Source organism: Duganella sp. Dugasp56, assembly GCF_047304105.1.
GTDB lineage: Bacteria > Pseudomonadota > Gammaproteobacteria > Burkholderiales > Burkholderiaceae_D > Rugamonas > Rugamonas hordei.
Genome location: NZ_JBGLYQ010000007.1, coordinates 1 through 17,576 on the forward strand (window position 1 = coordinate 1; position 17,576 = coordinate 17,576).

The 17,576-nt window shown below is 61.3% G+C and carries 24 protein-coding genes; 14 read left to right on the forward strand and 10 right to left on the reverse strand.

The window, feature by feature from the left end; translation table 11 throughout:
* Positions 1-287: 287 nt before the first annotated feature.
* The 10 genes from ACCD07_RS06090 to ACCD07_RS06135 all read left to right on the forward strand — a co-directional run bounded on the left by ACCD07_RS06090 (position 288) and on the right by ACCD07_RS06135 (position 7,779).
* Positions 288-653 (forward strand): ATP synthase subunit I, encoded by a 366-nt coding sequence (locus ACCD07_RS06090; protein WP_413446800.1) that lies wholly within the window; start codon positions 288-290, stop codon positions 651-653.
* A 21-nt stretch (positions 654-674) separates the two neighbouring features.
* Positions 675-1,478 (forward strand): F0F1 ATP synthase subunit A, encoded by an 804-nt coding sequence (gene atpB / locus ACCD07_RS06095; protein WP_176653209.1) that lies wholly within the window; start codon positions 675-677, stop codon positions 1,476-1,478.
* 74 nt (positions 1,479-1,552) lie between these two features.
* Positions 1,553-1,822, forward strand: coding sequence for a F0F1 ATP synthase subunit C (gene atpE / locus ACCD07_RS06100; protein WP_342742472.1), 270 nt, complete (start codon positions 1,553-1,555; stop codon positions 1,820-1,822).
* A 42-nt stretch (positions 1,823-1,864) separates the two neighbouring features.
* Positions 1,865-2,335 carry a F0F1 ATP synthase subunit B gene (locus ACCD07_RS06105; RefSeq protein ID WP_176653208.1) on the forward strand — a complete coding sequence of 157 codons (471 nt, stop codon included), beginning with the start codon at positions 1,865-1,867 and terminating at the stop codon, positions 2,333-2,335.
* A 2-nt stretch (positions 2,336-2,337) separates the two neighbouring features.
* Positions 2,338-2,883 carry a F0F1 ATP synthase subunit delta gene (locus ACCD07_RS06110; protein ID WP_176653207.1) on the forward strand — a complete coding sequence of 182 codons (546 nt, stop codon included), beginning with the start codon at positions 2,338-2,340 and terminating at the stop codon, positions 2,881-2,883.
* A 62-nt stretch (positions 2,884-2,945) separates the two neighbouring features.
* Positions 2,946-4,487, forward strand: coding sequence for a F0F1 ATP synthase subunit alpha (atpA, locus tag ACCD07_RS06115; RefSeq protein ID WP_176653206.1), 1,542 nt, complete (start codon positions 2,946-2,948; stop codon positions 4,485-4,487).
* A gap of 60 nt (positions 4,488-4,547) precedes the next feature.
* Entirely contained in the window at positions 4,548-5,423 is an 876-nt protein-coding gene (atpG, locus tag ACCD07_RS06120) for a F0F1 ATP synthase subunit gamma (RefSeq protein WP_176653205.1), read from the forward strand.
* Positions 5,424-5,453: 30 nt separating this feature from the next.
* Complete coding sequence (atpD, locus tag ACCD07_RS06125) at positions 5,454-6,854, forward strand: F0F1 ATP synthase subunit beta (RefSeq protein ID WP_152807971.1); 1,401 nt, start codon at positions 5,454-5,456, stop codon at positions 6,852-6,854.
* Between the two features lie 54 nt (positions 6,855-6,908).
* Entirely contained in the window at positions 6,909-7,331 is a 423-nt protein-coding gene (locus ACCD07_RS06130) for a F0F1 ATP synthase subunit epsilon (protein ID WP_176653204.1), read from the forward strand.
* A gap of 58 nt (positions 7,332-7,389) precedes the next feature.
* Positions 7,390-7,779, forward strand: coding sequence for a hypothetical protein (locus ACCD07_RS06135; protein WP_413446801.1), 390 nt, complete (start codon positions 7,390-7,392; stop codon positions 7,777-7,779).
* A gap of 24 nt (positions 7,780-7,803) precedes the next feature.
* On the opposite strand, the gene ACCD07_RS06140 is transcribed toward ACCD07_RS06135, so the two are convergent.
* On the reverse strand, positions 7,804-8,085 hold the full coding sequence (locus ACCD07_RS06140; RefSeq protein WP_413446802.1) for a helix-turn-helix domain-containing protein: 282 nt from the start codon (positions 8,083-8,085) through the stop codon (positions 7,804-7,806).
* Positions 8,066-8,287 (reverse strand): DUF433 domain-containing protein, encoded by a 222-nt coding sequence (locus tag ACCD07_RS06145; protein WP_413446803.1) that lies wholly within the window; start codon positions 8,285-8,287, stop codon positions 8,066-8,068. Before ACCD07_RS06145 ends, ACCD07_RS06140 begins: the two co-directional genes overlap by 20 nt.
* Before the next feature lie 166 nt (positions 8,288-8,453).
* Here ACCD07_RS06145 and ACCD07_RS06150 point away from each other — a divergent pair, with 166 nt between their 5' ends.
* Positions 8,454-9,410 carry a TolB family protein gene (locus ACCD07_RS06150; protein ID WP_413446804.1) on the forward strand — a complete coding sequence of 319 codons (957 nt, stop codon included), beginning with the start codon at positions 8,454-8,456 and terminating at the stop codon, positions 9,408-9,410.
* Positions 9,407-9,826 carry a PaaI family thioesterase gene (locus ACCD07_RS06155; RefSeq protein ID WP_413446805.1) on the forward strand — a complete coding sequence of 140 codons (420 nt, stop codon included), beginning with the start codon at positions 9,407-9,409 and terminating at the stop codon, positions 9,824-9,826. Before ACCD07_RS06150 ends, ACCD07_RS06155 begins: the two co-directional genes overlap by 4 nt.
* 20 nt (positions 9,827-9,846) lie before the next feature.
* On the opposite strand, the gene rsgA is transcribed toward ACCD07_RS06155, so the two are convergent.
* The 3 genes from rsgA to ACCD07_RS06170 form a co-directional block, all read right to left on the reverse strand.
* Positions 9,847-10,893 (reverse strand): ribosome small subunit-dependent GTPase A, encoded by a 1,047-nt coding sequence (gene rsgA, locus ACCD07_RS06160; RefSeq protein WP_413446806.1) that lies wholly within the window; start codon positions 10,891-10,893, stop codon positions 9,847-9,849.
* Positions 10,894-11,120: 227 nt separating this feature from the next.
* Positions 11,121-11,969, reverse strand: coding sequence for a PhzF family phenazine biosynthesis protein (locus ACCD07_RS06165; RefSeq protein ID WP_413446807.1), 849 nt, complete (start codon positions 11,967-11,969; stop codon positions 11,121-11,123).
* Positions 11,966-12,766 carry an AraC family transcriptional regulator gene (locus ACCD07_RS06170; protein WP_413446808.1) on the reverse strand — a complete coding sequence of 267 codons (801 nt, stop codon included), beginning with the start codon at positions 12,764-12,766 and terminating at the stop codon, positions 11,966-11,968. Before ACCD07_RS06170 ends, ACCD07_RS06165 begins: the two co-directional genes overlap by 4 nt.
* 80 nt (positions 12,767-12,846) lie before the next feature.
* On the opposite strand from ACCD07_RS06170, the gene ACCD07_RS06175 reads away from it, so the two are divergent.
* Positions 12,847-13,473, forward strand: coding sequence for a glutathione S-transferase family protein (locus tag ACCD07_RS06175; RefSeq protein WP_413446809.1), 627 nt, complete (start codon positions 12,847-12,849; stop codon positions 13,471-13,473).
* A gap of 84 nt (positions 13,474-13,557) precedes the next feature.
* Positions 13,558-14,034 (forward strand): hypothetical protein, encoded by a 477-nt coding sequence (locus ACCD07_RS06180; protein ID WP_353401841.1) that lies wholly within the window; start codon positions 13,558-13,560, stop codon positions 14,032-14,034.
* Here the strand turns inward: ACCD07_RS06180 and speD are convergent.
* From speD to ACCD07_RS06205, 5 genes are read right to left on the reverse strand one after another with little or no spacing between them, the layout of a single operon-like run.
* Positions 14,028-14,420 carry an adenosylmethionine decarboxylase gene (gene speD, locus ACCD07_RS06185; protein ID WP_413446810.1) on the reverse strand — a complete coding sequence of 131 codons (393 nt, stop codon included), beginning with the start codon at positions 14,418-14,420 and terminating at the stop codon, positions 14,028-14,030. The genes ACCD07_RS06180 and speD overlap by 7 nt on opposite strands.
* Positions 14,417-14,599 (reverse strand): hypothetical protein, encoded by a 183-nt coding sequence (locus ACCD07_RS06190; RefSeq protein ID WP_176653195.1) that lies wholly within the window; start codon positions 14,597-14,599, stop codon positions 14,417-14,419. The genes speD and ACCD07_RS06190 overlap by 4 nt, the downstream gene beginning before the upstream one ends.
* Entirely contained in the window at positions 14,596-16,065 is a 1,470-nt protein-coding gene (locus tag ACCD07_RS06195; protein ID WP_413446811.1) for a DUF4178 domain-containing protein, read from the reverse strand. The genes ACCD07_RS06190 and ACCD07_RS06195 overlap by 4 nt, the downstream gene beginning before the upstream one ends.
* Positions 16,066-16,074: 9 nt before the next feature.
* Positions 16,075-17,109 (reverse strand): SPFH domain-containing protein, encoded by a 1,035-nt coding sequence (locus tag ACCD07_RS06200; protein WP_176653193.1) that lies wholly within the window; start codon positions 17,107-17,109, stop codon positions 16,075-16,077.
* Between the two features lie 32 nt (positions 17,110-17,141).
* Positions 17,142-17,528: a DUF350 domain-containing protein gene (locus tag ACCD07_RS06205; protein ID WP_176653192.1), complete on the reverse strand. Its 387-nt coding sequence runs from the start codon at positions 17,526-17,528 to the stop codon at positions 17,142-17,144.
* Positions 17,529-17,576 lie beyond the last annotated feature (48 nt).

The following is a 17,576-nucleotide window of genomic DNA, read 5'->3' on the forward strand; positions in this document are numbered from 1 at the left end:
TCCATGGCTATCCTCCCGAGGCATGCTGACCTCTGTTAGAGTGTCCATGAAACCCGGGGTTCCTCAATCTGACCCCGAAGTGACGTGGTGATTTGACAAACCATCAACAAAACATGAAAACGCTTAACTGGTTCCAACTTGGTGCAAAGAGGGTGGAAATGTTTATAAAAGCGTCTCTTTCGTGCACCAATTGCTCTGCTGCGGTGCAGCAATGTTTGACGTGATACAGTAAAGACACATATAATCCCGTGTCTTTGGGTTTTATCGGCTTTTTGGGAGCTCGCCAAGTGAGTGATTCGACGAGTATTTCCAAGCCGATTTTTAAAGTCGTCGCCCTCCAGTTGGCCATCGTCACTGGATTCGCCTTGCTCGCCTGGAACTTGGGCGGAGTACTCAAAGCTTGGTCGGCCGCCTATGGCGGAGCAATCGCAGTCATCGGGAGTCTGATGTACGCGATGATTGTTGCGGGCGGAACAAATGACGCCAAAAAAGCTTTCCGGGCGCATGTGCGCGCCGAAGTAGTGAAAATATTTATCACGGTAGTGCTGTTCGTGTTGGCACTAGCGCTGTTTCAGTCGGCCTCATGGTTATGGCTGATCTTGGGTTTCGCGGTGGCAACCTTGGCTTACTGGTTCTCACTGCTCGCAGTTTAATCACCAAAATCTAATACTTTTATGACCACAGAAAACGCTGTTGAGGCAGTCCACGAGGCGCCGACTTCCATCGAGTACATCCAGCACCACTTGAGCCATCTCAAAAATGCTGACGCAACCTTCAACCTGGACACGTTCTGGGTTTCGGCCATTCTGGGCCTGATCTTCCTCGGCGTGTTCTACATGGCGTCGCGCAAGGCGACCGCCGGCGTGCCGGGCAAGCTGCAAAACTTCGTCGAAGCCGTCATGGAGCTGGTCAACGAGGTGGTCAATTCCGCATTCCACGCCAAGAGCAAGGTCATCGCGCCGCTGGCCATCACGATCTTCTGCTGGGTTTGGCTGATGAACGCGATGGACTTCCTGCCGGTCGATCTGCTGCCCAAGCTGCTTGGCTACTTTGGCGTCCACAAGCTGCGAGTCGTGCCGACCGCGGACGTCAACCACACTTTCGGCATGTCGTTCGGCGTCATGCTGTGCATTATTGGTTTCTCGATCAAAGCCAAAGGTCTCGGCGGCTGGGGTAAAGAGTTGCTGACCGCCCCCTTCCACGCCCATGGCTTCATGGCCGTCGTGCTGGCTCCGGTCAACTTCATCTTCCAGATGATCGAGTTGCTGGCTAAGCCACTGTCGCTGTCGCTGCGACTCTTCGGCAATATGTACGCCGGTGAGCTGCTGTTCATTCTGATCGCTCTGCTGCCATGGTGGGCGCAGTGGCTGCTGGGTGGTCCTTGGGTCATCTTCCACATCCTGGTGGTGACCCTGCAAGCGTTTGTGTTTATGGCGTTGACTGTCGTGTATCTGAGCCTCGCGGTTGAGAAGCACTAAGCAACAAATCGTTTTTAACTTTTCAGTATCGTAGTCTTTTTTAAAATCTTAGGAGAAATTCAATGCAAGCTCTGATCGCACAAGTACAAGGCATGACCGTTCTGGCCGCAGCAATCATCATCGGCCTGGCCGCAATCGGCACCGCACTCGGTTTCGCAATTCTGGGCGGCAAATTCCTGGAAGCCTCGGCTCGTCAACCAGAACTGATGCCACAACTGCAAACCAAGCTGTTCGTTATCGCTGGTCTGCTGGACGCGATCTCGATGATCGGCGTCGGTGTTGCTCTGCTGTACACCTTCAGCAACCCATTCCTGGCCGCCGTTATCGCTGCTGCTGGCAAGTAATTCGCTCCCTTCTAGGAGAAACTTTTAGTTAGGAGCAAAGGTATGGACATCAATATGTCTCTCATCGGTCAGATGATCACCTTCGCGGTGTTGGTCTGGGTTTCGATGAAGTTCGTATTTCCATCGCTGAATGCAGCGTTGGATGAGCGTGCCAAGCGTATCGCTGACGGTCTGGCTGCGGCCGACCAAGGCCAGCAAGCGATGGTGGTCGCTGAGAAGCGCGCCAGCGAAGCGCTGGCAGGTGCACGCGAAGAAGCTTCGCAACGCGTTGCCGACGCTGAAAAGCGCGCGCAACTGGTCGCCGAAGAAATCAAAGCTAATGCACAAGCCGAAGCGAACCGCATCATTGCGCAAGCCAAGGCCGACGCCGATCAGCAACTGGCCAAGGCGCGCGAAGCGCTGCGCGCTCAGGTGGCTGACCTGGCTGTGAAGGGCGCCGAGCAAATCCTCAAGCGCGAAGTCAACGCCTCGGCCCACGCCGATCTGTTGTCGCGCCTGTCTGTCGAGCTGTAATCATGGCAGAAAACGCAACCGTCGCCCGTCCCTACGCGGAAGCTTTGTTCCGCGTAGCCCAAGCAGGTAAGGAATCGTTCAACCTCGCGGCGTGGTCCGAACTGGTGGCCGAACTGGCCCAGATCGGTGCCCACCCCGAGGTGCAAGCATTCGCCCGCAACCCGAAAGCTTCGGCTAGCGATGTGAGCGCCGCCATTACGGCATTGGTCAAGTCGCCGTTGAACACGGAAGCGAAAAACTTCCTGGCGATGCTGGTCGACAACGGCCGCATCAGTCTGCTGCCGGAAATCGGCACGCAATTCCAGGCGTTGAAAAACGCCAAGGAAGGTGCGGCAGACGCCGAGATCACCAGCGCCTTCGACCTGAGCGCGGCTCAAGTGAGCGAGCTGGTCGCCACGCTGGAAAAGAAATTCAGCCGTAAGCTGAACCCGGTAGTGACCGTGGATCCAGCGTTGATCGGTGGCGTGCGCGTGGTCGTTGGCGATGAAGTGCTGGACACTTCGGTCCGCGCCAAGCTGCAGCAAATGCGTGTCGCACTGGTCGCATAAGCGTCGCTTAGAACAGATTCTTCATCTCGCGCAAGCTGAGAGAAACACTTTTAGGAGTTAGTATGCAACTCAACCCATCTGAAATCAGCGAGCTGATCAAGAGCCGTATCGAAGGCCTTGATGGCGGCGCTGAAGTACGCAACCAAGGCACGGTTATTTCCGTCGCCGACGGTATCGTCCGCATTCACGGCCTGTCGGAAGTGATGCAGGGCGAAATGCTGGAATTCCCTGGCAACACCTTTGGTCTGGCGATGAACCTGGAGCGTGACTCCGTCGGCGCCGTGATCCTGGGCGCTTACGAGCACATCTCCGAAGGCGACACGGTCAAGTGCACCGGCCGCATCCTGGAAGTGCCGGTCGGTCCTGAACTGCGTGGCCGCGTGGTCAACGCCCTGGGCCAGCCGATCGACGGCAAAGGCGCCATCGACGCCAAGCTGACCTCGCCTATCGAAAAGATCGCTCCAGGCGTTATCGCCCGTGAGTCCGTCTCGCAGCCGATGCAGACCGGTCTGAAATCGATCGACGCGATGGTGCCGATCGGCCGTGGTCAGCGCGAGCTGATCATTGGCGACCGTCAAACCGGTAAGTCCGCCGTGGCGGTTGATGCGATCATCAACCAAAAAGGCCAGGGCATGACCTGCATCTACGTGGCTATCGGTCAGAAAGCCTCGACGATCAAGAACATCGTGCGTTCGCTGGAACAGCACGGCGCGCTGGAGTACACCATCGTTGTTGCCGCATCGGCCGCCGAATCGGCAGCGATGCAGTACATCTCGGCCTACTCGGGCTGCACCATGGGCGAATACTTCCGCGACCGCGGCGAAGACGCGCTGATCGTCTACGATGACCTGTCCAAGCAAGCCGTCGCCTACCGTCAGATCTCGCTGCTGCTGCGCCGCCCACCAGGCCGCGAAGCGTATCCAGGCGACGTGTTCTACCTGCACAGCCGCCTGCTGGAACGCGCAGCCCGCGTGAACGCCGACTACGTGTCCGCCTTCACCAACGGCGCCGTCACCGGCAAGACCGGTTCGCTGACCGCACTGCCGATCATCGAAACCCAGGCTGGCGACGTTTCGGCGTTCGTGCCGACCAACGTGATTTCGATTACCGACGGTCAAATCTTCCTGGAAACCTCGCTGTTCAACTCGGGCATCCGTCCTGCGATCAACGCCGGTATTTCGGTGTCGCGCGTCGGTGGCGCCGCTCAGACCAAGGTCATCAAAAACCTGTCCGGCGGTATCCGTACCGACTTGGCGCAGTACCGTGAACTGGCTGCGTTCGCGCAGTTCGCTTCCGACCTGGACGAGTCGACCCGCAAGCAGCTGGACCGCGGTGCCCGCGTGACCGAACTGCTGAAGCAGGCTCAGTACTCGCCACTGTCGATCTCGCTGATGGCCGCTTCGCTGTTCGCCGTGAACAAAGGCTTCCTGGATGATGTGCCAGTCAAGAAGGTACTGCCGTTCGAAGCCGGTCTGCACGCTTACCTGAAGACCAAGCAAGCCGACCTGCTGTCCAAGATTGAATCGTCGAAGCAACTGGACAAAGACGGCGAAGCAACGCTGTCGGCCGCCGTTGCTGACTTCAAGAAATCCGGCGCATTTTAAGCACAACGGCGACCCGGGTTCATTCCCGGGCCGCCTTCCGCGCAGAAGGAGTAAGGACTCATGGCAGTAGGCAAAGAGATACGTGGCAAGATCAAGAGCGTAGAGAATACGAAGAAGATCACCAAGGCGATGGAAATGGTCGCCGCATCGAAAATGCGCAAAGCGCAGGATCGCATGCGCGCCGCCCGTCCCTACAGTGAAAAGATTCGCAATATCGCCGCCAATCTGGCTACCGCAAATCCGGAATACACCCACCCGTTCCTGGCAACAGAGCAAAAGGATACGGCGAAGGCAGTTGGCTTCGTGATCGTCACCACCGACAAAGGTCTGTGCGGCGGCATGAACACCAACATCCTGCGCATGGTGACGGCGAAAACCCGTGAGCTGGAAACGGCCGGCAACAAGATTGCCGCGGTAGCTATCGGTAACAAAGGTTTGGGGTTTTTGAATCGCGTAGGCGTCCCTGTCGTTGCGCAAGTAACGCAGATCGGCGACACGCCGCACCTGGAAAAACTGATCGGACCGGTCAAGGTCATGCTCGAGAAATTCCAGAACGGCGAGGTCGACGCAGTCTACCTGTGCTACACCAAGTTCATTAACACGATGAAGCAAGAGCCGGTAGTGGAGCAACTGTTGCCACTGCCAGCCGCCAAGACGCAGGCCGACGCGGGTAATCACAACTGGGATTACATCTACGAGCCGGATGCTGCGACCGTGATTGATGAGCTGCTGGAGCGCTATGTTGAAGCGCTGGTGTACCAGTCGGTGGCGGAAAACCTGGCGTCCGAGCAATCGGCGCGCATGGTGGCGATGAAGTCGGCAAGCGACAACGCCGGCAGTGTGATCGGCGAATTGAAGCTGATCTACAACAAGACCCGTCAAGCTGCGATTACCAAAGAACTCTCCGAAATCGTCGCCGGTGCGGCAGCGGTTTAAACGAATTTAACTATATTTGAAGGAACGAACATGGCTGATGGCAAAATCGTTCAGTGTATCGGCGCTGTGGTGGACGTAGAGTTTCCACGCAACGCGATGCCTAAGGTATTTGATGCCTTGAAAATGGAAGGCTCCGAGCTGACCCTGGAAGTACAACAACAGCTGGGCGACGGCGTAGTCCGTACCATTGCGCTGGGCTCGTCCGACGGCCTGCGCCGCGGCATGATGATCCAGAACACCGGCAAGCCGATCATGGTGCCAGTGGGTAAAGCTACCCTGGGTCGCATCATGGACGTGCTGGGCAACCCGATCGACGAATGCGGCCCGGTCGCTCACGACCAGATCGCCTCGATCCACCGCACTCCTCCTGCCTACGACGAACTGTCGCCATCGCAGGACCTGCTGGAAACCGGCATCAAGGTGATTGACCTGGTCTGCCCGTTTGCAAAAGGCGGTAAGGTCGGTCTGTTCGGCGGTGCAGGTGTGGGCAAGACCGTGAACATGATGGAACTGATCAACAACATCGCCAAGGCGCACTCGGGTCTGTCCGTGTTCGCCGGCGTTGGTGAGCGTACCCGCGAAGGTAACGACTTCTACCACGAAATGGCTGACGCTAAAGTGGTTGACCTGGAAAACCCGGCCAACTCGAAAGTAGCGATGGTCTACGGCCAGATGAATGAACCACCAGGCAACCGTCTGCGCGTCGCGCTGACCGGCCTGACCATCGCGGAATCGTTCCGTGACGAAGGCAAGGACGTTCTGTTCTTCGTGGATAACATCTACCGCTTCACGCTGGCCGGTACCGAAGTCTCCGCACTGCTGGGCCGTATGCCTTCCGCAGTGGGTTACCAGCCTACCCTGGCCGAAGAAATGGGCCGTCTGCAAGAGCGCATCACCTCGACCAAGACCGGTTCGATCACCTCGATCCAGGCCGTCTACGTTCCAGCGGATGACTTGACCGACCCATCGCCAGCGACCACCTTCGGTCACCTGGATTCGACCGTCGTGCTGTCGCGTGACATCGCCTCGCTGGGTATCTACCCTGCGGTGGACCCGCTGGACTCGACCTCGCGTCAGCTGGATCCGCTGGTCGTCGGCCAGGAGCACTACGACACCGCGCGCGCCGTTCAGGGTACGCTGCAGCGTTACAAGGAACTGCGCGACATTATCGCGATTCTGGGTATGGACGAGCTGGCACCGGAAGACAAGCTGCTGGTGGCGCGCGCACGTAAGATGCAGCGTTTCCTGTCGCAGCCGTTCCACGTTGCTGAAGTGTTTACCGGTTCGCCAGGTAAATACGTTTCGCTGAAGGACACGATCAAGGGCTTCAAAATGATCGCTTCCGGCGAACTCGATCACCTGCCGGAACAAGCGTTCTACATGGTTGGCACGATCGACGAAGCCATCGAAAAAGCCAAGAAACTCAACTAATTGTTGAGACCGCTCCTGCCGTGAGGCGGGAGCGTTCCACCCGACAGGACACACATGGCAAATACTATTCACGTTGACGTGGTTTCCGCCGAGGAGTTGATCTACTCCGGCGAAGCCGAATTCGTCGCGTTGCCGGGCGAGCAGGGCGAGCTGGGGATCTATCCCAAGCACACGCCGCTGATCACCCGCATCCGTCCGGGCGCGGTGCGCATCCAGGTACCAGGTCAAGCTGAGGAAGAATTTGTCTTCGTCGCTGGCGGCCTGCTGGAAGTGCAGCCGAACGCCGTGACGGTGCTGGCGGACACCGCGATTCGCGGCAAGGATCTGGACGAAGCCAAAGCGGCAGCGGCCAAGAAACGTGCCGAAGAAGCGCTGGCCAACAACAGCTCCGGCATCGACTACGCGAAAGCGCAAGCCGAACTGGCAGCGGCCATCGGCCAGCTGGCGGCCATCGCCAAACTGCGCGCGAAGCACTAAGCAACGCAAGGCATCACAGCAAAAAGGCAGCTTCGGCTGCCTTTTTTATACGCTACCCATGCAAACAGAAACTGTTGCCTCGATTTACAAGACGGCCGAACGCGCCTGCCTGGCCGTAGTGGCGCTGCTCGTGCTGTATCTGTTGTGGGCGGTCTTTTCGTCGCCGTTCTCCGGTGCGGATTTTGACGAAAAACGGTGGGCCGACGCCGGCGGACACGATGACACGTGCGTCCGGGGATCAATGGTCAACGACTTGCTGAAAAAGCGTGTCCAGATCGGTATGCCAAGGAGCAGTCTGGTCGCCATTATCGGCAAACCTGACCACGGTGATGGCGCTGAGATTTCCTACTATTTGGGCTTTTGCCAGACCCCTGTCGACCCCGACACATTGGATTTTTATTTCGACAGTCGCGGCGCGCTGACAAGTCACGAAATCAGAAATCATTGAACAGGACCGCATCGCCGGCGGACTTTATTTTTGCGCCGCTTCGTCAGTGCGGGCTTTGACGGCTAGCAGGGCTTGTGGGTTTTCGCGAGCGATGGCCAGCAGCGTCAAGGCGGCGCCGCTCGGCCGTCTCCTTTCCTGCTCCCAGTCGCGCAAGGTGCGGACAGACACGCCTAAGAGTTCGGCGAACTCCGCGTGTGACAAACCTGTGTTTTTTCGCGCTGCGATAATTGGTGAATAGACCACCCTGACTCGTCCAGCCTGTATGTCGCGCGCAGCCTGCTTGAGCTCAGCATACAAGTCGCGCATGGTTGTCGGCTAGTTGACCTGCAAGCTGCAACGCAGCAATCGCGGCCTCTCTGGAAACGGATGGGTATTGGTCGATGAACGTCTCAATTGACTCACCCGCTTTCAAATAGTCAAACATGAAAGATAGCGGCACACGGGTACCAACAAAAACAGTAGCGCCGCTATAAATCTCCGGATCACGATGTATGACTTGCTTGCTCATATGTCCGATTCCATCGATCGACTATAAAGGCAGTATAGTCGATCTGGTTCTACTGGCTGCCGTTCGCCCTGCGGAAGTGCCGTTCATCATTTTCCCATCGCTATTGTCGGCGCGCGGGATTATTCTGGCTGCGGATCTTTGATCGGGGGAACGCATGAACTCAGCGATGCAAACTTGTTTGTCCGTGGGCGCCAGCATGGTCGCCGCGCTGCTGGTCCTGGCGCTGCCGGCGCGGGCGGCTACCGGCCCGCTGCCGGCCGCAACGCCGCAGATCTTTGCGCCGGGCGTCATTTCCGGTCCGGCCAACGATGCCGACCCGGCTTTTGCGCCCGACGGCAATACAGTCGTTTTCTCCCGCAACAACACCATCCTGATCGCGCAACGCAGCGGCGACGGCTGGGGCCAACCGCATATCGCTCCGTTTTCCGGCCTGTGGATGGACCAGCAGCCCAGCATGGCGCCGGACGGCTCCTTCCTGGTGTTTGTCTCGAACCGGCCGGTGCTTCCGGGCGAGTCGAAGGGGCCTTCGGGCAACCTGTGGCGCGTCGACCGTCAAGGAGACGGGTGGGGTGCGGCAGTACATCTGCCGGCCAACGTCAATCGCGGCGACAGCACATGGGCGCCAAGCGTGGCCGGCGACGGCAGCCTGTATTTCATCGAGCGCACCAGCGCGGAATCCCCGTTCCGTCTGTGGCGCTCGCAGTTCCGTGACGGCCAGTATCTGGCGCCGGTGGCGCAATCGTTCGGCGACAGCCGTACCCAGGATGTCGATCCCGCCGTGGCGCCGGATGAATCATTCATCGTTTTCGGCTCGATGCTGCCGGGGCCGAACGCGCACGAGCGATTGTTCATCGCGTTTCGCCACGGCACCGGCTGGGGCACGCCGATCGATCTGGGCAAGGCGGTCAACGGTAGCGGCGCCACCGATACCAATGAGGCGCGTCTAGGTCCGGACCATCGTACCTTGTATTTCAGCACAGACCGCAGCGAACCTGTCCCCTTCCCGCGCACTCTTGCGCAAGCGGAAGCCGATCTGGCAAGGAGCCAACGCTGGGACAACGGCAGCCAGAATATCTGGAGCGTTTCCTTGTTGCCGTGGCTGAATGCGGAGCGTGCGCAATGACGGCTCCTTTGCTTGCGTCGGTCGAGCAGCTGAACGCTGTGTTGGCGGAAGCCGCGTTCCTGGCGCCGTATGGATTTTCGGTGCGTTCGTGCGAGGAGGGGGTATGCACCCTCGTCGTCCCGTTCAGCGCGACGCTCGAGCGGCCGGGCGGCATCGTCAGCGGCATGACGATCATGGGGGCCGCCGACGTCGCCATGTGGCTGGCCATCATGACCCAACGCGGCACCAGCGAGCGCTGGGTGACGTCGGACATGAAAACGGCATTTCTTCGCAGCGCCCGCCAGGAGGATATCGTGTGCGTGGCGCGGGTACTGAAGCTTGGAAAGCGGACCGTCTACGGCACAGCCGAATGTTTCAACGAGCAGTCGGAACTGCTCGCCCATCACGTCATCAGCTACGCGCGTATCGTTGAATAAGCCGGTGCGATGATTTACGGCTAACGTCGTTTGTCCCTGGACCGGACAGCGGCTGCACGATTCAGGATTTTCCATTTGGCGACTTCGGCGATGCGGTCCAGCGGGGTTTGCTGGCTGCGGCGGGCTTCGCGCAGCAGCTTGTGATAGTTCTGCAGCCGGTCGTCGTCGACCGCTCCGCGTACCGCGCAACCGGGCTCGCTGTTGTGGCGGCAGTCGCGGAACTGGCAGTGTGCCGCCAGCGCGTCGATATCTTCGAAGGCGGCGGTGAGGCTCGCTTCGTCGGCGTCGGGCTGCCAGCTGCGCAGGCCCGGCGTGTCGATGATGCAGGCGCCGCCGGCGCATTGGTGCAGCGTGCGCGACGTGGTCGTATGCCGGCCGCGTCCGTCGCCCTTGCGCACGCCGCCGGTTTGCTGGGCGGCCAGCGTCAGCGTGTTGGTCAGCGTGGACTTGCCGGCGCCTGAAGAGCCCAGCAACACCAGCGTCTGGCCGATGCCCAGCCACGGCACCAGTTGGGCCGCGTCGTCGCCGCTGAGCGTGTTGATGGCCAGCAGCGGAATGCCGGCTGGCAGGCGCTGCCGCAGCAGCTCCATGCGCTGTTCCACCTCGCCGCCGATGTCGGCCTTGCTCATCACCACTACCGGCTCCACGCCCGCTGTCTTGACGATGGCGAGATAGCGCTCCAGGCGGCGCGGGTTGAAGTCGTGATCCAGTCCCATCACCAGCAGCGCGGTGTCGACGTTGCTGACCAGGCTGTGATGCCGGCCATCGTTGCCGCGCCGGGCGATGTGCGTGGTGGGCGGCAGCAGGGCGCTGAGCCAGCGTTCGTCGTGCGCCAGCGTGGTGCTGAGTACCCAGTCGCCGACGGCCAGCGCTTCGTCGTGCAGCGCCGGCAGCACGCGTGCGCGGAACTCGGCGTGGCCGTCGTGGACGGTGAGCCAGTCGCGCTGGATCTCGGTGATGCGGACCAGCCGGGCGTCGGCTTGGGCGTCGTGCAACAGGTGTAGCTGGCTGGCGATGGTTTGCGTCAAGCCGATAAGGCGCAGCGATTCAAAATCGATGTCGATCATGATGTGTGTGATTCCTGATTTCGTTAGGGCGAACGATGCCCTTCGCGGTGTCGCGACGGGCGGCGAAATACGGGAAGTCAGCTGCGCGAGAACGCGCGGATCAACACACTACAGAGGGAGTCCCGACGTAGTCAGGCAGCCGACAGGAGGTCAATGTCTGGATGGCGCATTTTTTAGTCTCCTGTGGATTGGTAGGGCGTTCAGTGTCTCATCGGATGTTGGCGCCGTCAATAGTGCAGGCTGCCGTCGATGACGGTGACTACGTTGCCGCCTATCCATGGCTCGCCTTCGCTGTAGGTGACGGCGACCCGGCCGTCGCGGCCCAGCGCCGTGCCCTGGCGTGCCACGTAGGGCCGGTCCGATGGCAGCAGGCGGGCGATGCAGGCGTTGGCGCTGCCGGTGACGGGATCCTCGATCATCACATCGTGTTCCTTGAACAGCGCGCGCACTTCGTAGTCCGCCGGGCCGCCGGACGGATGCGGGCCGTAGACCGCCACACCGTTGCTCGACGTGCACCGCATCAACTCCTGCAACGCGGCGGCGTCCGGCGCCAGCGCCATGCAATCTGCCGCCGTGCCGAGCCGTGCAACCAGCCAGCAGATGCCCATGTTGACCGCAACCGGCGGCTGGCTCTCGGTCAGCGCCTCGCTGCCCAGCGCGGTGCGCAGCAGCGGCAGCAGGCCGGCGTCCAGCGTCTCGAACGTCGCCGGCGGTGCCCGGAACGCCAGTTCGCCGCCGGCGGCTATCCGCACCGGCACCAGGCCGACGCCGCATTCCTGCATCAGCATGCCCGGTGTCTTGGGCTGCAGTCCCGCCTCCAGCAGCGCGTGGGCGGTGCCCAGCGTCGGATGGCCGGCGAATAAAAACTCTTCCGCCGTCGTGAAGATGCGCACGCGGTAGTCGGCGGCGGGATCGGTGGCCGGCAGCACGAAGGTGGTTTCCGACAGATTGGTCCAGCGGGCGATGGCCTGCATCTGCTCATCGCTGAGACCTTCGGCGTCGAGTATCACAGCCAGCGGATTGCCTTTGAACGGCGTGGTGGTGAAGACGTCCACCTGTTTGAAACGACGGATCATGCTTGCTCCTTGCAGCTGCGGCGGTAGTCGGCGGGCGGCTTGCCCACCAGTTTTTCGAAATCGGTGGTGAAGTGGGACTGGTCGTAATAACCCAGCGCCTGCGCCAGCGAGGCGAGGTCGACCTCGGTGCCGGTGGCCAGCTGGTCGGCCGCGTCGAGCAGCCGGTTGCGGCGGATGACCCATTTGGGCGTCGCGCCCACGTATTCCTTGAACAGTATCTGCAGCCGCCGCACGCTGATGCCGGTGACGTCCGCCAGTTGCTGCACCTGGGTGATGTCGGCATGCTGCTGGACGGTCTGCATGATGGTGCCGATGCGCTCGATTTCCGCATCCGGCGGCGGCAGCGCGCGGCGGATCACGGTGCTGGCCGCCGCCACCATGCCTGCGTCGTCCGGCGCCTCCAGCACACTGCGCTCGGCTTCAACGTCATCGCAGTGGAACAGCGACGACAGCGACAACTCACGGTTGGTGATGGACTGTACCGGCTGTCCGAGGAAGCTGCGAAACGCGCCCGGCCGGAAGCGCACGCCCAGCACGCGTCCGCTGTTTTGCAGCGTGTATTCGAACGAGCCCGTCATGACGCCAAACACCGCCGTCTTTCCCGCATCGAACACCAGGTGGATGCAGGGCGAGGGCAGCGTGCGCTGCACGTGCGTCACGCCGTCGGGCAGCTGCCACGCGACCAGCCAGAAATACTCGATGAACGGCGCCAGGTCGGACGCGGGCGCGAAGCGCTCCAGCCGGAAGACCTTGCCCACCGCCGAGGGATTGACCACGCCTTTGTAACTATCCGCCATAGTGTGTTCGCGTTTTTACAAGACCGTCATCATAGCAAGAGATATCGTGGCCTTTCCTCACCAACTCAAGGAGACCCACCATGGCACCACAATTGACGCTGTACCACTGCCCGCATTCCCGCTCGACCGGCGTGCTGACCTTGCTGGAAGAACTGCACGCGCCCTACGAGCTGCACGTGATGAACATGAAAAAGGGCGAGAACCGCGAGGCCGCCTACCTGGCCGTCAACCCGATGGGCAAGGTGCCGGCGCTCCGCCACGGCGACGCCGTCATCACCGAGCAGGTGGCGATCTACCTGTACCTGGCCGACCTGTTCCCGGACGCCAAACTGGCGCCGCCGCTGGGCGATCCGGAGCGCGGCCCCTACCTGCGCTGGATGGCTTTCTACGGCAGCTGCTTCGAGCCCGCGGTGATCGACCGGTGGATGAAGCGCGAGCCGGTCGACAAGTCCGCCTGCGGCTACGGCGATTTCGACGACATGTTCAGCACCATGACGGCGCAGCTGTCCAAGGGACCGTATCTTTTGGGCGACAGGTTCAGCGCCGTCGATGTGCTGTGGGGCGCGTCGCTGGGCTGGATGAGCGCGTTCGATCTGCTGCCCAAACGCCCGGAAATCGCCGATTACGTGGCCCGCGTCCAGGGCCGGCCGGCCGCCGTCGCCGCCGGTGAAAAGGATAGCCAGTTGGCCGCCGCCCAAGCGGCCTGATGATTTTTTTGTGTTTAGTGCCCCGCTGGGTTATTGTGTTAAGACTATTGCGATTGGTAAAACAATAATTCATAGGGGTAACGCATGAGCAGGGTAGTCGCTTTGTTGGGCGCCATGGCGCTGACCGGTTGCGCCTCGGTGATCGGCGAGAAGATGCAGCCGCTGGCGTTGCAGACCGTTTTGGACGGCAAGGAAATCGCCGGCCTGGGCTGCACCTTGAGCAACGACGCCGGCAGCTGGACGCTGACCAGCCCGGCCAGCGTCATGGTGCACAAGAGCACCGGCGACCTGGCCGTGGACTGCAAGAAGGACAGCTATGTCGGCAACGCCACCGTCGTGTCGAAGTCGAACAAGGCGGTCTGGGGCAACTTGTTGCTGGGTGGTGGCATCGGCTACATCGTCGACCGCAACACCGGCGCCGGCTTCGACTACCCGCCGAATATCACCGTCACGCTGCGCCACGTGGATATGGCCGGCATTCCATCCACGGCCGCACTGGCGCCGGTGGAGGTCCCGCTGAAGCCCATGTCGCCCAGCCAGGCCGCTGCGCGGGTTTATTGAGGCGGCGCGCGCTTGATCGTATTGATCTGGCTGGAAGCCGGTTTCAAGGCCATTTCAATGATAGCAAGCGCTAACTCCGGCTGGGCGCTGCCGCACATGAAAATGTCGGCGGCGGCAAAGCCGCACTCCGGCCAAGTATGAATCGAGATATGCGATTCGGCCAGCAGCACCACTCCCGTCACACCCAATCCCTCGCCAAAGCCGTGAAAATGGCTGAACAGCACCTGCGCATGCGCGGCTTGGGCGGCGGTGCGCAGCAGTTGTTCCAGCTGGCCGCAGCTGCCTAATATTTCGGCAGCGATGCCGCTCAGGTCGGCCAGCACGTGGGTGCCGGACGGCGCATGGACGACCGCGGCCGCGCCGCCGGGAAGCGCTTCGCGTTTCACTTGTGGCCCCCGCCGCCGGAGCCGCCGCCATAGCTGCCGCCCCCGCCGCCGGTATGCGAGCTCCACGTGCTTCCGCGGTAGCCGCTGTTGTAGTTGCTGCCGCCGCTCATGGCACGCATCCAGCTGCTGCCCGAGGTGACGACGCTGACGATGATCGCGTAGATGAAGAATTTGCTCATGATTTGCTGTCGTTATCCATAAACCACGCGGGCAGGTAGATCGCCGCCGCGCCGATCAGGCTGAGGAACCAGGTGCCGGAAAAATTCATCAGCAGCGGGATCGCATTAATCGCCAGCATGAACCAGATGATGTACTTGGCGGCGTTGCGGTAGCGGCGATTGTCGTTGCCGCCCTTGGCTGCGGACGGCGCGACACGGCCCTTGAACTGGTTGCCGAACCAGGCCTTCAGTTGGTCGGCCGGCACCGGCGAAGAGCGCGACCACGTCATTTCCTGCGCAGTGGTCTCGGACGCGAGCCGCAGCTGGCCGGCCGAAAATTCCTCGACCCGGGTGCGGTCGCCAACCGCCACGCGCCAGTTGAAGGCGCCCGCAGCGAAGGTCACCACCGAGCCGTAGTCATAGAGGCGGTTAAACTGCACCTTGTCCACCGTTACCCGCTCCGAACCGGGGGCATACCAGAGCGGCCATTCGGACATCACGTTGGCGCCGGACCAGCCTTCGTCCGTCTCCACCAGCCACGAGAAGCCCGCGCGGGTGCCGTACATCAGGTACTCGGTCCATTCCGTGCCTTCGTCGTCGGCGCGCCGCATCATGCCGATGATGGTGAAGTCCTGGTTGTTGATCTTGGCGGTCGCGCCCAGCTCCAGCGAGGATTCGTAGCGCGTCACGCGTTCGCCCGCCGCCAGCACTTGCGCTTCCGGACTGGCCGCGTCGATCTGCGTCTGGCAGGCCGGGCACACCAGCGTCGCCGTCACGCCCGGCAGGTATTTGATGGCGCTGCCGCAGGAAGGGCAGTCGAGCGCATCGAGCTTGCCGCGATAGCGGCCGGCCGCGCGCTGGATCGCGTCGGCGTCGCGCAGCAGCTGGCATTGCATGCTCTCCAGCGTGACGGCCAGGCCGGTGTAGACTACGGGGCGGGGCGCATCGGAATAATCGAGCGTGATGAATTCCACGCCGCGGCGGAAGTCGGCCACCCTGGCCTGGTAGCCTTCGCCGACCTTGAACGGCAGCTCGCCCTGGCCGCCGATGCAATCGGCGACGCGGATCTCGGCGGCGGTGTAGGGCGCGCCGAAGATGCCGTAGTTGCGGCCCGGCTGCAACTGCTCGAAGGCCGGCAGTTCGCCTTCGCCCTTGTACTCGGCGGTGATGGTGTACATGCCGGACGAGTCGCCCAGCCACGAAGTCTTGCCGTCGTCGAACAGCAGATACCACTCGTTCCACATGCCGGCCGAATAGCGCAGCTGGATGCGGCCGACCACGTTGTACGGCCGTCCGCCCAACACGCCGGACGTGCCGATCTGGATCGGCGAGTAGTCCTCCAGCACGGACGACATCTTGCCCAGATCCTTGACCGAGTCGGCGTCCTTGAGCACGCTGGTGCTGCAATACTCGCAGACGGCCATGACCGAGGCATGCGAGCGGAATTTGACTTCCGCACCGCAGCTGGGACAGGAAACGATTTGCATGTAGCGCGCTTAGCCGATCAGTTTTTTCAGCAGTTCGGCCTTGGTGCTGTCGTAGTCGGCGGCCGAGATCAGGCCTTTGTCCATCAGCCCTTTCAGTTTTTCCAGGCGGGCTTCAATCGAATCTTCCGCCGGCGCTGCTGGTGCCGCAGCCGGCGCGGCTTGCGGCGCCAGCGTCGAGCCGAGCGCCTGGCCCATCACCTGTCCCAGCGTGACGCCGGCACCCAGGCCGGCGCCGATGCCGGCCATGCCGCCTTCGTTCTGCGCCGCCAGCGGAATCGCGCTGGCCACCTGGTACTTGGTGAAGCCGGCCATCTTGTCGGCGCTCATGCCGCCTTTCATGCCGGCGGAGATGCGCTCGTCCAGCGCGGCCTGCAGTTCTTCCGGCAGGCTGACGCTGGCGACGTTGAATTCGTCAAGGCCGATGCCGTAGCGGCCGAACGCCGCCGCCAGGTCGCCCTTGACCTGCTGCGCCATCAGCGCCTGGTTGGCCGCCATGTCGAGGAAAGGCACCTGCGCGCTGCCCAGCGAGCTGGCCATGGTCGCCATCAGGATGCCGCGCAGCTGGTCTTCGACCTGGTCGCGGGTGTAGCTTTCGCGGGTGCCGCTGATCTCCTTGAAGAACAGGCGCGGATCGGCCACGCGGTACGAGTACATGCCGAAGGCGCGCACGCGCACCATGTCGAAGTCCTTGTCGCGGATGGTGATCGGTTGCTGCGTGCCCCATTTGCGGCCGGTCTGCACGCGGGTGCTGAAATAATAGACATCCGACTTGAACGGCGAGTCGAACAGCTTGTCCCAGTTTTTCAGGTTGGTCAGCACCGGCAGGGTTTGCGTGGTCAGCTTGTGGGTGCCGGGGCCGAACACGTCGGCGATCTGGCCCTCGTTGACGAACACCGCCATCTGCGATTCGCGCACCACCAGCACGCCGCCGTTCTGGATCTCCTGGTCCTGCATCGGATAACGCCAGGCCAGTACGCCGTCGACTTCCTCGTTCCACTGCAGTACGTCGATAAACTGCTTCTTGATAAAGCTGCCGAGACTCATGATGTGATCCTCATTGAATTAGGAAACGCAAATTAGGAAATGCAGGCGCCGTTGATGACGCCGATGGAAATGGAGATCGCGCCCAGCAGGCCGCCGAACGCTGCGTTGTTGCCCTCGATCTGGTCTTTCGACATATTCAGCACCCGGGTCGTGATCGCATACGCCAGCATCTGCACCACCATCGCGCCGAAGGCCCAGGCGGAGAACTCGCGGTAATCGGCAGTATGCACCAGTGCCGAACCGATGGTGATGGAAAAACCTATCAACGCCCCGCCCAGCGATAGCGCCGCCGCGAAATTCCCCTGGCGTATCAGCAAAACCTCGTCAAAAGGCGTCATCCATGTGTAGGCTTTGAAAAACACGGCCAGCAACACGGCGGCCAGTAAAAGATGAATCAGATAGTTTAGGATGGCGGGCACGGCGCACCTTCAGTTAAAGTGGTGAACTTGGCAATGATTCGTTGATAA

Excerpts from the sequence above, each read along its gene's own strand:
- atpA (WP_176653206.1), top strand. The coding sequence starts at position 2,946 with ATGCAACTCAACCCATCTGAAATCAGCGAGCTGATCAAGAGCCGTATC.
- ACCD07_RS06175 (WP_413446809.1), top strand. The coding sequence starts at position 12,847 with ATGGCACCACAATTGACGCTGTACCACTGCCCGCATTCCCGCTCGACC.
- ACCD07_RS06150 (WP_413446804.1), top strand. The coding sequence starts at position 8,454 with ATGCAAACTTGTTTGTCCGTGGGCGCCAGCATGGTCGCCGCGCTGCTG.
- rsgA (WP_413446806.1), bottom strand. The coding sequence starts at position 10,893 with ATGATCGACATCGATTTTGAATCGCTGCGCCTTATCGGCTTGACGCAA.
- ACCD07_RS06190 (WP_176653195.1), bottom strand. The coding sequence starts at position 14,599 with ATGAGCAAATTCTTCATCTACGCGATCATCGTCAGCGTCGTCACCTCG.
- ACCD07_RS06195 (WP_413446811.1), bottom strand. The coding sequence starts at position 16,065 with ATGCAAATCGTTTCCTGTCCCAGCTGCGGTGCGGAAGTCAAATTCCGC.
- ACCD07_RS06155 (WP_413446805.1), top strand. The coding sequence starts at position 9,407 with ATGACGGCTCCTTTGCTTGCGTCGGTCGAGCAGCTGAACGCTGTGTTG.
- ACCD07_RS06180 (WP_353401841.1), top strand. The coding sequence starts at position 13,558 with ATGAGCAGGGTAGTCGCTTTGTTGGGCGCCATGGCGCTGACCGGTTGC.
- ACCD07_RS06105 (WP_176653208.1), top strand. The coding sequence starts at position 1,865 with ATGGACATCAATATGTCTCTCATCGGTCAGATGATCACCTTCGCGGTG.
- ACCD07_RS06165 (WP_413446807.1), bottom strand. The coding sequence starts at position 11,969 with ATGATCCGTCGTTTCAAACAGGTGGACGTCTTCACCACCACGCCGTTC.
- ACCD07_RS06135 (WP_413446801.1), top strand. The coding sequence starts at position 7,390 with ATGCAAACAGAAACTGTTGCCTCGATTTACAAGACGGCCGAACGCGCC.
- ACCD07_RS06200 (WP_176653193.1), bottom strand. The coding sequence starts at position 17,109 with ATGAGTCTCGGCAGCTTTATCAAGAAGCAGTTTATCGACGTACTGCAG.
- atpG (WP_176653205.1), top strand. The coding sequence starts at position 4,548 with ATGGCAGTAGGCAAAGAGATACGTGGCAAGATCAAGAGCGTAGAGAAT.
- atpB (WP_176653209.1), top strand. The coding sequence starts at position 675 with ATGACCACAGAAAACGCTGTTGAGGCAGTCCACGAGGCGCCGACTTCC.
- ACCD07_RS06145 (WP_413446803.1), bottom strand. The coding sequence starts at position 8,287 with ATGAGCAAGCAAGTCATACATCGTGATCCGGAGATTTATAGCGGCGCT.
- ACCD07_RS06130 (WP_176653204.1), top strand. The coding sequence starts at position 6,909 with ATGGCAAATACTATTCACGTTGACGTGGTTTCCGCCGAGGAGTTGATC.
- ACCD07_RS06110 (WP_176653207.1), top strand. The coding sequence starts at position 2,338 with ATGGCAGAAAACGCAACCGTCGCCCGTCCCTACGCGGAAGCTTTGTTC.
- atpD (WP_152807971.1), top strand. The coding sequence starts at position 5,454 with ATGGCTGATGGCAAAATCGTTCAGTGTATCGGCGCTGTGGTGGACGTA.
- ACCD07_RS06140 (WP_413446802.1), bottom strand. The coding sequence starts at position 8,085 with ATGCGCGACTTGTATGCTGAGCTCAAGCAGGCTGCGCGCGACATACAG.
- ACCD07_RS06170 (WP_413446808.1), bottom strand. The coding sequence starts at position 12,766 with ATGGCGGATAGTTACAAAGGCGTGGTCAATCCCTCGGCGGTGGGCAAG.